The 12,256-nt window shown below is 34.1% G+C and carries 10 protein-coding genes; 5 read left to right on the top strand and 5 right to left on the bottom strand.

Translation table 11 applies throughout. The annotated features are described in order from the left end of the window. The first annotated feature begins 35 nt into the window (after positions 1-35). The 4 genes from AMQ68_RS03365 (at position 36) to apaG (ending at position 5,770) form a co-directional block, all read left to right on the top strand. Positions 36-1,076, top strand: coding sequence for an SRPBCC domain-containing protein (locus tag AMQ68_RS03365; RefSeq protein WP_054509198.1), 1,041 nt, complete (start codon positions 36-38; stop codon positions 1,074-1,076). Positions 1,077-1,199: 123 nt separating this feature from the next. Continuing rightward, the gene (locus AMQ68_RS03360) at positions 1,200-4,016 is read left to right on the top strand and encodes a 2-oxoglutarate dehydrogenase E1 component (protein ID WP_054509197.1); all 2,817 of its coding nucleotides are present in this window, start codon (positions 1,200-1,202) and stop codon (positions 4,014-4,016) included. A gap of 39 nt (positions 4,017-4,055) precedes the next feature. Beyond that, on the top strand, positions 4,056-5,303 hold the full coding sequence (gene odhB, locus AMQ68_RS03355) for a 2-oxoglutarate dehydrogenase complex dihydrolipoyllysine-residue succinyltransferase (protein WP_054509196.1): 1,248 nt from the start codon (positions 4,056-4,058) through the stop codon (positions 5,301-5,303). 92 nt (positions 5,304-5,395) lie between these two features. Beyond that, positions 5,396-5,770: a Co2+/Mg2+ efflux protein ApaG gene (apaG, locus tag AMQ68_RS03350; protein ID WP_241775043.1), complete on the top strand. Its 375-nt coding sequence runs from the start codon at positions 5,396-5,398 to the stop codon at positions 5,768-5,770. Between the two features lie 190 nt (positions 5,771-5,960). Here the strand turns inward: apaG and AMQ68_RS03345 are convergent, their stop codons facing one another. The 3 genes from AMQ68_RS03345 to AMQ68_RS03335 all read right to left on the bottom strand — a co-directional run bounded on the left by AMQ68_RS03345 (position 5,961) and on the right by AMQ68_RS03335 (position 8,480). Further along, positions 5,961-6,515: a 3'-5' exonuclease gene (locus AMQ68_RS03345; RefSeq protein ID WP_054509194.1), complete on the bottom strand. Its 555-nt coding sequence runs from the start codon at positions 6,513-6,515 to the stop codon at positions 5,961-5,963. Between the two features lie 105 nt (positions 6,516-6,620). Next, on the bottom strand, positions 6,621-7,589 hold the full coding sequence (locus AMQ68_RS03340; RefSeq protein ID WP_054509193.1) for a glycosyltransferase family 2 protein: 969 nt from the start codon (positions 7,587-7,589) through the stop codon (positions 6,621-6,623). Between the two features lie 6 nt (positions 7,590-7,595). Further along, complete coding sequence (locus tag AMQ68_RS03335) at positions 7,596-8,480, bottom strand: lysophospholipid acyltransferase family protein (RefSeq protein WP_054509192.1); 885 nt, start codon at positions 8,478-8,480, stop codon at positions 7,596-7,598. Between the two features lie 133 nt (positions 8,481-8,613). Between AMQ68_RS03335 and AMQ68_RS03330 the strand changes: the two genes are divergently transcribed. Next, positions 8,614-9,105: a thioredoxin family protein gene (locus AMQ68_RS03330; RefSeq protein ID WP_123905638.1), complete on the top strand. Its 492-nt coding sequence runs from the start codon at positions 8,614-8,616 to the stop codon at positions 9,103-9,105. A gap of 39 nt (positions 9,106-9,144) precedes the next feature. On the opposite strand, the gene AMQ68_RS03325 is transcribed toward AMQ68_RS03330, so the two are convergent. Both AMQ68_RS03325 and AMQ68_RS03320 read right to left on the bottom strand, forming a co-directional pair. Next, positions 9,145-10,506, bottom strand: coding sequence for an aldehyde dehydrogenase (locus AMQ68_RS03325; protein ID WP_054509190.1), 1,362 nt, complete (start codon positions 10,504-10,506; stop codon positions 9,145-9,147). 42 nt (positions 10,507-10,548) lie between these two features. Further along, entirely contained in the window at positions 10,549-12,111 is a 1,563-nt protein-coding gene (locus tag AMQ68_RS03320) for a hypothetical protein (protein ID WP_054509189.1), read from the bottom strand. Positions 12,112-12,256: the final 145 nt, after the last annotated feature.

Below are 12,256 nucleotides of genomic sequence, written 5' to 3'. Positions count from 1 at the left end.
TTGGTCACTTTTTTTATTTGTCTTACTTTTGTGTGATGCGTTTTTTTAAAATCATAGCAATAACTGCGATAGTACTGGGAGGAGCTTATGCGGCTTCCATGTATTACTTTGTGGATGAAAGTAAAAGCTTTACCATAGAAAAAGAAATAGATTATCCGGTGGATAAAGTCTTTTCTCAATTTAATAATCTACAGAACTTCACCCGTTGGAATAATTTTTTTAAAAATTCTAAGTCTATTGACATAGATTATTATACGCCTTATGAAGGGCAGGGGAGTTCTATAAGTTATGTAGATAAAAAAAACGATACGGATGGAGAAATGTTTATCCGATACGAAAATCCAAACAAAACACTAAGGTATCAGCTTTTTGAAGATAGGAATGAAAATCCAACATTGGTGGATGTTAAATTTAAACCTGTTTCTGCTGAAAAGACGAAAATCATTTGGTACGTTCACACCCCAAAATTATCTGTGCTCAAAAGAGTGGAGAATTTCTGGACAGAAGACCGATTTGCAGAGAATATTAATAAAAGTATGGTCACCTTGAAGAATGTTTTGGGGAATAAAGTAGAAAAAGACAACCAGATGGCGGCCATAAAGTACGATAGTTTGATGGTTGAGAAGGAAGAAGACAAACTTTTATTGGGAATTAACGTCAGTACGTCAAATAAAAAAGATGCGCTTTATAAAAATATTGTGATGAATTATAACAAAGTTTATAATTATGTAACGATGGATTTAGGCAAAAAAGATGACGAATTTGGGTACCCGATTATGATCACAGATGCGGATAATTATAAAGATAAAGAAGTCTCTTATTTTCTAGGAATTCCTTTATCTAAAAAGTTCGGCGTTACAGATAATAACTTTAATTTCAGGTCAGTAAGTCCTACCCAAAACTATGTAATGTATTATAGAGGAACCTACGAAGGAAGGGTTAAAGCTGTACAGCAACTGATTCAAAAAGCCAAAAAAGACGAGATGCGTTTTGGTGATATTCGTCAGACTTTTATCGAACGTCCTATGGAAGATCAGAACGTAAATATGAAGCTCTCTTTATCCGTTTATAAGTAAATTAATTATATTTATTTGTTTTATAGTTTTTTTAATAGTTTTAGGCTGTCCCACCTCGGTTTTTTTTATTAAATTTGACCATTAATTCTACAAACAAAATTTAATAATAGATAAACTGTAATAATGGACAGATTTTCATTCCTAAACGCAGCTCATTCTCAATTAATTGAGGATTTATACCAACAGTATTTAAAATTCCCGGACTCTTTAGAACCATCATGGAAATCCTTCTTTCAAGGATTCGATTTTGCTTTGGAGAACTACGGTGAAGGCGATAACATTCAATATATCCAAGCTCCGGCTAGTGTTGCTCCGGCAGTACAGCAAATATCTCAGGCAGCAGCTAACGGCGAAGTCCCTGAGCATATCAAAAAAGAATTTAAAGTAGTAAACCTTATTGAGGCTTACAGAACGAGAGGGCATTTGTTTACCAAAACAAATCCAGTTAGAGAAAGAAGACACTATACTCCGACTTTAGATATCGAAAATTTTGGTCTTGATAAGGCTGATTTAAATACAAAGTTCAACTGTGCTGTTGAAACAGGAATGAAAGAACCTGCAACTTTACAGGAACTTATCAAACATTTAGATAGCATCTACTGCGATTCTATCGGTGTTGAGTATACCTACATCAACAATGTTGAAGAAAAAGACTTTATCAAAAAATGGTTACAGGTAAACGAAAACCATCCAAGTCTTTCTGCTAATGAGAAAACTGATATTTTATTGAAGTTGAATCAGGCAGTAGCTTTCGAAAACTATCTTCACACAAAATTTGTGGGACAAAAAAGATTCTCTCTTGAAGGAGGTGAAACATTGATTCCTGCGTTGGATCAATTGATTTCAAGATCTTCTCAATTAGGAGTTGATGAAGTTGTTCTAGGAATGGCTCACAGAGGTAGACTAAATGTTTTATCTAATATTTTCGGAAAGTCTTACAAGCAGATTTTCTCAGAATTTGAAGGAAAAGAATTTGAAGAAGATGTATTCTCTGGTGATGTTAAATATCACTTAGGTTCATCTAAAAAAATAAAAACAGCTTCCGGAGAAGAAGTGGCAATTAACCTTACTCCGAACCCATCTCACTTAGAAACAGTATCTGCTCTGGTAGAAGGGATTTGTCGTGCTAAAATAGATGATAAATACAAAGGAGACAGTTCTAAAATTTTACCGATCGTAATTCACGGTGACGGTGCATTGGCAGGACAGGGTATTGCTTACGAAGTGGCTCAGATGATGACGTTGGAAGGATATAAAACAGGAGGAACTGTTCATATCGTTGTAAACAACCAGGTTTCATTTACAACCAACTATGCAGATGCTAGATCTTCAACGTATTGTACAGACATTGCTAAAGTTACAGAATCTCCTGTAATGCACGTAAATGCTGACGATGCGGAAGCAGTAGTACATGCCATTCATTTTGCTGCTGATTTCAGAGCGAAGTTTGGAAAAGATGTTTATATTGATTTATTAGGATATAGAAAATATGGTCATAACGAAGGGGATGAGCCAAGATTTACGCAGCCTAATTTATATAAACTAATCTCTAAGCACCCGAATCCAAGAGAAATTTATAAAGATAAATTAATCAACGACAGCATTATTTCTAACGATGTTCTTAAGAAAATGGAAACTGATTTCAAAGCGCTTTTAGATAAAGACTTTGATGCTTCTAAAGAGATCGAGAAAAACGTAATGGACTTGTTTATGTCTGAAGATTGGGTAAACTATCCTATCGGAAAAAGAGGCGCAGTTCAATTACCTGTTGATACAAAATATGACTTAGCGAAGTTGAAAGAATTGGCAATCAAAATGTCAACACTTCCGGCTGATAAAAATTTTATTAATAAAATTACAAGACTTTTCGAAAACCGTCTTAAAGCAATCGACGGAAATTCTTTAGATTGGGCATTAGGAGAGTGGTTAGCATATGCTACATTGCTTACTGAAGGTCACAATGTAAGACTTTCTGGGGAAGATGTAGAAAGAGGAACATTCTCTCACAGACACGCAGTAGTAAAAACTGAGGATACTGAAGAAGAATTTATCCCATTAAGACATGTTTCTGAAAGCAGATTTGATGTTTTCAATTCTCACCTTTCTGAATACGGAGTTTTAGGATTTGATTATGGTTATGCCATGGTTTCTCCTAATACATTAACAATTTGGGAAGCTCAGTTTGGAGATTTCGTAAATGGAGCACAGATTATTGTTGATCAATATTTGGCGGCTGCAGAAGAAAAATGGAAAATTCAGGATGGTTTGGTAATGCTATTGCCTCACGGATCTGAAGGTCAGGGTGCAGAGCACTCTTCAGCAAGATTAGAAAGATTCTTAACGCTTTGTGCAAACGAAAATATGGTGGTAGCGAATATTACTTCGCCTGCTAACTATTTCCACTTGTTAAGAAGACAGTTAAAATGGACGTTCAGAAAGCCATTGATCGTAATGAGTCCAAAATCTCTATTGAGACATCCAAAAGTAGTTTCTCCATTGGAAGATTTTGCAACAGGAAGTTTCCAACCGATTTTAGACGATCCAACTGCTGATCCTAAAAAAGTAGAAAAATTAGTACTTTGTTCAGGTAAATTATACTTCGAATTATTGGCTAAAAAAGAAGAACTAAACGCTGAAAATATTGCTTTGGTAAGATTTGAACAATTGTATCCGTTACAAAATGATGCAATCGAGGCGATCTTTAATAAATATGAGAACAAAAAAGAAATTGTTTGGGCTCAGGAAGAACCAGAAAATATGGGGGCTTGGTCTTACATCTTAAGAAACTTCAGAGATACAGGAATTCAGGTTATTTCTCCTGTTCCTAGTGGTGCTCCGGCTCCGGGAAGTCATAAAATGTTCGAGAAAAACCAAAATGCAGTGATCAACAGAGTGTTCGATAGAGACGATGCTCCTGCTAAAAGACCTGTAACAGCTTAATTAAAATAATACTCAATTAAAAAATAAAAAATACTCAATATGTCAATTTTAGAAATGAAAGTTCCTTCACCGGGCGAATCAATTACAGAAGTTGAAATTGCAACTTGGCTTGTAAACGATGGTGATTATGTAGAAAAAGATCAACCTATCGCTGAAGTAGACTCAGACAAAGCAACGCTTGAATTACCTGCAGAACAAAGTGGAATTATTACTTTAAAAGCTGAAGAAGGTGATGTAGTACAAGTAGGTCAGGTAGTTTGTTTAATTGATATGGATGCTGCTAAGCCAGAAGGTGCTGCGCCGGCTGCTCCAAAACAAGAAGAGGCTCCTAAAGCTGCTGAACCAGCAAAAACAGAAGCTCCAAAACCAGCTGCACCAGTTGCTGCACCTCAAACGTATGCTTCTGGAGCTCCATCTCCTGCTGCTAAGAAAATTCTTGATGAAAAGGGTATTGACGCATCACAAGTTGCTGGACAAGGAAGAGACGGAAGAATCACTAAAACTGACGCTGAATTAGCTGCTGTTCCTGCAATGGGAGGTAACTCTTTAACAGCTACAGGTTCTAGAGCTTCAACAACAACTAAACTTTCTGTTCTTAGAAGAAAGATCGCTTCAAGATTAGTTTCTGTGAAGAATGAAACAGCAATGTTAACTACTTTCAATGAAGTAGACATGTCTGAGATCTTTAGATTAAGAAAACAATATAAAGAAGAATTTGCTCAAAAACACGGAGTAGGACTTGGTTTCATGTCTTTCTTCACTAAAGCGGTTACAAGAGCATTAAAATTATATCCTGATGTAAATGCATCAATTGACGGAGATTTTAAAATTAACTATGATTTCTGCGATATTTCAATTGCTGTTTCAGGCCCTAAAGGATTAATGGTTCCGGTATTGAGAAATGCTGAAAACATGTCTTTCAAAGGAGTAGAAGCTAACATTAAAGATCTTGCTGTTAAAGTAAGAGACGGAAAAATCACTGTTGATGAAATGACAGGTGGTACATTCACTATTACAAATGGTGGTACTTTCGGATCTATGTTATCTACCCCAATTATCAACCCACCTCAATCTGCAATCTTAGGAATGCACAATATCATTCAAAGACCGGTTGCGGTTGACGGACAAGTAGTAATTCGTCCGATGATGTATGTTGCAATGTCTTATGACCACAGAATTATTGACGGAAAAGAATCTGTAGGATTCTTGGTAGCAGTAAAAGAAGGTATCGACAACCCTGTTGAAATATTAATGGGAGGTGACGAAAGAAGAGGCTTAGAGTTATAATTATAAATAATTTAAGATATCTTATAATCTCGCCTTAAAAAAGGCGAGATTTTTGTATATATTTAGCAAATACAAAAATGATGTTCTCAAAAATGACTTCACATATCAAAGTTTCAGTAATACCTGAATATGATAGTAAAAACAGTTATCCATCCGAAAACCGTTATGTTTTTAAATACAGCATAACGATAGAAAACGACGGAGAGTTTCCGATAAAAATTCTTAAAAGAAAATGGTTAATTTTTGACGTAGGATTTGGATACACAGAGATTACAGGCGATGGTGTAATAGGATTGACACCGGAGATTCCTGTAGGTGAAAATTTTGCTTACTTTTCTAACGTAATGCTACGTTCCGGAGTAGGGAATATGAGTGGAAAATATCTAGTAAAGAATATGGACACTCAGGAAAGTTTTGAAATTGACATTCCAAAATTCAGTTTACTTTCTGAAGTTTTAAGTAATTAATTGTGATGATGCTTAAGACACAAAGCCGAAAATAATAGCTTAAATTAAAACATTATTATCCGTTTTACGCTGTGTAATATTTATATAGTTAATTCAAATGAATAATAATTTGACCTACTGAAAGTGGTTCTGCAAAGCAAATGCAGATGCTCAAGGAAAGACAAACTCTATGCTAGATTTGAGCTATTTATTAAAGCTTTTTAATCTTCAATTTCATATAATCAGAAACCTCTTCATTGCTGGTGATAAATAACTTTTCAAAGGCTAATAAAGATATTTTTGCACATACTTCTGCATCGGCACCCGCTCTATGATGTTTAAACTTTATTTGATGGTATTCCGCTAGATGCTTTAAACCATATTTAGGAAGATAATTCCATGATTTCTTAGCCAGCTGAATGCTGCATAAATAGTCTATTTTTGGAGTAAATATTCCATAATGACTCAGACATGCTCTTAGAACTCCGGCGTCAAAACTCGCGTTATGAGCAATCATTAATGTTCCGTACATCATATCTTGAATCTCATACCAAATTTCATCAAAAGTGGGAGAGTCTTTAACATCCTCGGGTAAAATTCCGTGAACAGCAACGTTATACTGGCTGAAATAAGGAAAGCTGGGAGGTTTTATCAACCATGTTTTCGTTTCAATAATTTTAGAATTTTCTACAACGCAAATTCCTACTTCGCAAGCTGAGCTTCTGTCATTAGTGGCTGTTTCGAAATCTATTGCGCAAAAATCCATTGAGAAAAGATGTGAATTAAGGGGTTTGAATTAAAAGTTTAATGTATGAATTTATTTTAATATTTCTAATAAAACTGAACGTTAAAAAAGAATTTCAAGTTTATTCTAAAGAAAATGTTTAAAAATTAACCATTTAGACTGATAGAAATGATCCTTTTGATGTTTTTGTCGAAGTTTCCAAGTTCCCGGAAGTTGTGCATAGAAACCAAAATGTGCTCTTGCAACGGCCCAAAGATGAGGAAATCCGTGTTTAAATCCAAAATAAACTCCTGCAAGGCCATCCAGACAAAGTCTGAAGAAAATTAGCCCAATTAATGTAGGGAAAGGTAGGTTTTTAAGCATCATCGAAAGGTTATTTCTGATGTTTAAATAGGTCTTTTGAGGACTTTGTTTATGTAAAGTTCCCCCTCCAACATGATACACTTTAGATTTCCCGGTATAAAATATTTTTTTTCCTGAATTAATTAATCTCCAACAAAGATCAATCTCTTCCTGATGCGCAAAAAATCTTTCGTCAAACCCTTTCTGTTCCCAAAAATCTTTGGAACGGATAAAAAAGCAACATCCCGAAGCCCAGAAAATCTCTGTTTCATCATTGTATTGGCCTTTGTCTTCTTCCAGATCATCAAATACTCTTCCTCTGCAATAAGGATAACCAAGGTTGTCTATAAGACCACCAGCAGCCCCTGCAAATTCAAAGAAATTTTTATTGTTAAAAGATAATATTTTAGGTTGAACAGCCGATATTTTAGCATTTGTTTCAAATAATTCCAACACAGGCTCTATCCAGTTTTCACTGACTTCAACATCAGAATTGAGTAAGCAATAATATTCAGCTTCAATATGCTTTAACCCTTCATTATAACCTCCGGCAAAGCCGAAATTCTGATTGTTTTTGATAATGTGAACCAATGGAAAATGAGTCCTTAGATAGTCTATAGAATCATCTGTTGAAAGATTATCAATGACGTAAATCTCTGCATTTTGAGAAAACTGAACAACGCTTGGAAGAAATTGTTCAAGCCAAGCTTTTCCGTTCCAATTTAATATAGCAACTGCTATTTTTTTTGACATGTAGATCTATATTTTTTCGGAATCAAAATCTTTAATAGAATCTTGATATTTCCATTTTCTGTGTGACCACAAATAATTATCAGGACGTTTTTTTATCGTATTCTCCAACAATTGATGGAATTTTTTCACGACTTCATTTTTTACAAATTTCTCTCCGTCAGGTCTTACTCGATGATAATTAATTTGATAAAAACCTCTCTTAACCTTCTTCATTTCACAATAAATGAAAATAAGATCCATTCTTGTGGCTAATTTATCATATCCTATAAATGCGGGAGTTCTTTGGTTTAGAAATTCTAATCCGTAGCTGACATGTGAAAAATGCGGTGTTTGATCTGCTACAAAAAGATAGATAGAATCGCCATTATTTTTAGATCTGAAAATATTTAAGACAACCTCATTTGCTTCCAATGCATCATTACCGAACTTACTTCTGACCTTTTTCATTTGATCTTCCCAAAAAGTACTGTTCACTTTTCTGTAAACCGGATGACAGTTTGTTTGTGGTACTATGGTAGCCAGCGTATTCATCCATTCCCAGTTGAAAACGTGACCTGCTAATAAGATAATGTTTTTTCCTTCTTCTTTAGCTTCGTGAAACAAATTTTGGTTGATGTGCTGCATCCTCACTTTTGTTTCAGTTTCAGACATGGTGAAAGATTTTATGGTTTCAGCCAAATAATCTGAAAAGTTGGAATAAAATTTCTTTTTGATCGCATCAATTTCCTCTTCCGATTTTTCAGGAAAAGAATTTTTCAAATTTTGGGTAATTACTTTTTTTCTATAACCAACGACGTAATAATTCAGAAAGAATATTATATCTGAAAATGTATAGAGTATTTTCAGAGGAAGTCTAGAAATTAAGTATAGTATTTTGATAAGGAAATTCATAAAACATGCAAATTTAGTGATAAAAAAATTATAGTTTCATTTTTGCTGATAATAAGTATTAATTTTTTACTTTTATACTATGAAAAAGAGATCAATAAAATATTTTGCAGCTTTATGTCTGGCATTTGGATCGATGGCGTATGCACAGACGGAAAAAGTGAAAGAAGATGCAGCGGTATTAGAACAAAAGAAAAAGGCTGCAACAGAAGAAAAGGCAAAACTGCCTAAGCCTTATAATGCAAAAGCAGATGCACAAAAAGATATTAATGCTTTAATTGCTAAAGCTAAGAAAGAAGGAAAGAACGTTATGATTCAGGCAGGAGGAAATTGGTGTATCTGGTGTCTTCGTTTCAATCAGTTTGTTCAAACTACTCCTGAATTAAAGGAAATTGTTGATAAGAACTATGTATATTATCATTTGAATTTTTCTCCGGATAATAAAAATGAAAAGGTTTTTGCTCAATACGGAAATCCTGGAGATAAATATGGTTACCCGGTATTTATTGTTTTAGATAAAAATGGTAAAATGATCCACGTTCAGCAGAGTGATGTTTTAGAGCATGAAAAAGGATACAGCTTAGAAAAAGTAAAAGAGTTTTTTAATCAATGGGCTCCAAAATCATAAAAATTAAAACCGAGAAAATTTCTCGGTTTTTTTGTTTTTTTATAAAAATTTTCGAATCCAGCCGATTTTTTTTTCTGAATAAGGAGGATATTTAATATTCGGTTCTCCCCAGGTTGCTTTTTCCAGAATAGGTTTTTGATGTGAAAAAGTTTCAAAACCAAACTTTCCATGATAATTTCCCATTCCTGAAGTTCCAACACCTCCAAAAGGAAGATTGTCATTGCCTAAATGCATCACAACATCATTAATACAGCCTCCGCCAAAAGAAAGTTTTTGAGTGAAAGCTTCTTTCTCTTCCGAATTATTGGTGAACAAATACGCTGAAAGTGGTTTTTCAAGTTCAATTAAATAATTTACTATTTGATTAAAACTTTTAAACGAGATCACAGGTAAAATAGGTCCGAAAATTTCTTCCTGCATCACATCATCTTCCCAATGTACATTGTTTAAAATTGTAGGTTCGATGTATAACTTTTCTTCATTGTAATTTCCGCCGAAGTATATTTTTTCTTTATCGATCAATTGAATTAATCGGTGAAAATTCTTTTGATTAATAATTCTGGTGTATTGCTCAGAACCGGGTTCATATTTAAACGCTTTAATTTGATTTCTCAGCATTTCAATAAACTGTTCATGAATAGATTCTTCCACCAATAAATAATCCGGAGCAACGCAGGTTTGTCCGGCATTTAAAAATTTACCCCAAACAATTCGCCTGGCTGCAACTTCAAGATTGGCATCTTTAGTTATAATGACAGGTGATTTCCCGCCTAATTCTAAGGTTACGGGAGTCAAATGTTCAGCCGCCGCTTGGTAAATAATTTTCCCAACTTTAGTACTTCCGGTGAAAAATATTTTATCGAATTTGAATTTTAAAATCGCCGTTGTTTCCTCAATTCCTCCTTCAAAAACATATAAATATTCGGGAGGAAAGTTTTCATTGATGATTTTAGACATCGCTTTCATGGTGTTTTCAGCTATTTCACTTGGCTTTAGAATACAACAATTTCCGGCAGCTAAAGCAGCAATAATAGGTGAAAGGGACAATTGATAAGGATAATTCCAGGCACCGATCACTAAAACGCAGCCTAAAGGATCAGAATAAATTTTGCTATTTCCAATTTGGTTGGAGAGATTGGTTCTTACTCTTTTAGGTTTGGCTAAAGCATTTAAATTTTTAAGATAATAATTAATATCCTTTAAAATGAAAGAAAGTTCTGTAGTGAAAGTATCAAATTTAGATTTACCAAAGTCTTTATCAATGGCTTCATTTAAAAGATTTTCGTTTTCAAGAATCAGATCTCTTAATTTTTCAAGATACATTTTCCTGAATTTAAGATTCTTTGTTTTCTGTGTATTGAAAAACTCTTTTTGTTTTGATACGATTTCCTGAATTTCCATAAATCAAATTTCAGGAATTATTGCAAATCTTCTGCCTAAAAATTACATTATATTTCTAATGGCAATTTTTACGGGATGATACAGTAATAAAAGCAATGCCGTGATGAATGCCAACCAAAATAATCCTGTGAATATTTCCATGTTCGAAAGCAACATAGATTGCGCTGTAATTTTAGCTTTAAAAGCGCCTGCCGTCATCGACAATGAATCATTAATGGGGAGTTTAGCAATGTTGCCTCCAAAGATTTGATTCCATTGCGAATAGAAAACGGGATTAGTATCTGTTAACTGAGAACTTAAGGTATCCGAATGTTTTAAGGTTAAAAATAACATTAGATTTTGCATTAGAGCATATCCAATTGCGGTTGTCCAGAAACGGGTAGAAGTACCCAAAGCTGTGGCATTGGAAACGTATTCTTCGGGCATTCCCGAAATTAGGAAAAATACCAATGGCGTAAATAATAAGCCTTGTGCGATTCCCTGTAAAAATAGTGGCGGACAAATTGTTGACAGCGTGGTATCGGGATAAAAAGTATAGGTAAACCATGCACAATCTATCGCTAACAATAGAAATCCGATGAAGAATACAATTCTTGAAGAAACGCCTTTCATTAAACAGATTCCGGATAAAAATACACCTATAACGGTTCCTAAAACATTCCAGTATTGAATGTCTACAATATAATCCCAAGGCCATTTCCAAACGGTTGCCATGATACTGTAAACATTATTTAATCCCGAACGAATTAAATAAAAGATGAAGAATAAAAGCATTCCCACGATCACATTTTTTGAACTGAAAACTTCAAAGTGAAAAATCGGACGTTTAGAATTTCTCTGTTTTAGCATAAATAAGCCGCCTGAAATTAAGAATATAAACAGACATAGAATGATTGTATCAGATTCAAACCACATGAGTCTTTTCCCGTAAATAATGGCATACGCTCCAGCTTGTAAACAAACCCAAAGGAGAAACCAACTTGTAATATCTAATTGATATAAGGGTTTTTTAGGGAAAAATCTGTTTCTGTTGAAAAGTGCAATTCCGATAATTAAAACAAAAATATGAAAGTAAAGAATCATCAAAATCATATGCTGAAAATCATAATCCTGAATGCTTGATTTTAGTAAAGATGTGGTAACCGTTCCACCTGTTAACATGATGGTATACATGAAAAGATAGGTGATGATTTTAGCATGTTTAGTTTTTAATTCAGCAACAATTAAGGGGAGAAATATAGCACCTTCCATCAGCCCGAAAATTCCTTCTAAGAATCTGATGAATAAAATAACATGATAATCATTAGTGACGGATAAAACATACAGAATGATGACTGAAATAGAAGACATCAGCAGAATGTAATATTTTACACTAAAATAAGCCATAAACCGCTGTAAAACCAACATGGTTACCACGAATGTTCCGTACATCATCATCAGTAAATACTGAATATCATCAGGATCTACGTCCATAAAAGAGGACGTAAAAGCGCTGTTGGAGTGCAGGATTGACAGTAACATCAAGTGCGGAAACAATGCCAGTATAAGAAGTGGCAGCTTCAGCCATTGCGGAACCCATTTATAATAAACTGAATTGTGTTGCATTTTTTATTGAATAAAAACGAAAAGGCCGAAAAGCAAAATGTAAAAAAAGTAAAAGGTAAAATAGCAAAATGCGTAAGAAAAAAATGGCAATTTTGCGGCTTTGCAGTCCAGCCTTTTCGTTGAAAAAAGAACTTAATTGGTTAAT

It is taken from the genome of Chryseobacterium sp. ERMR1:04, from assembly GCF_001297705.1.
GTDB lineage: Bacteria > Bacteroidota > Bacteroidia > Flavobacteriales > Weeksellaceae > Chryseobacterium.
The sequence above is the reverse complement of the archived record's forward strand: the minus strand, read 5'-3'. Positions and strand labels throughout refer to the sequence as shown.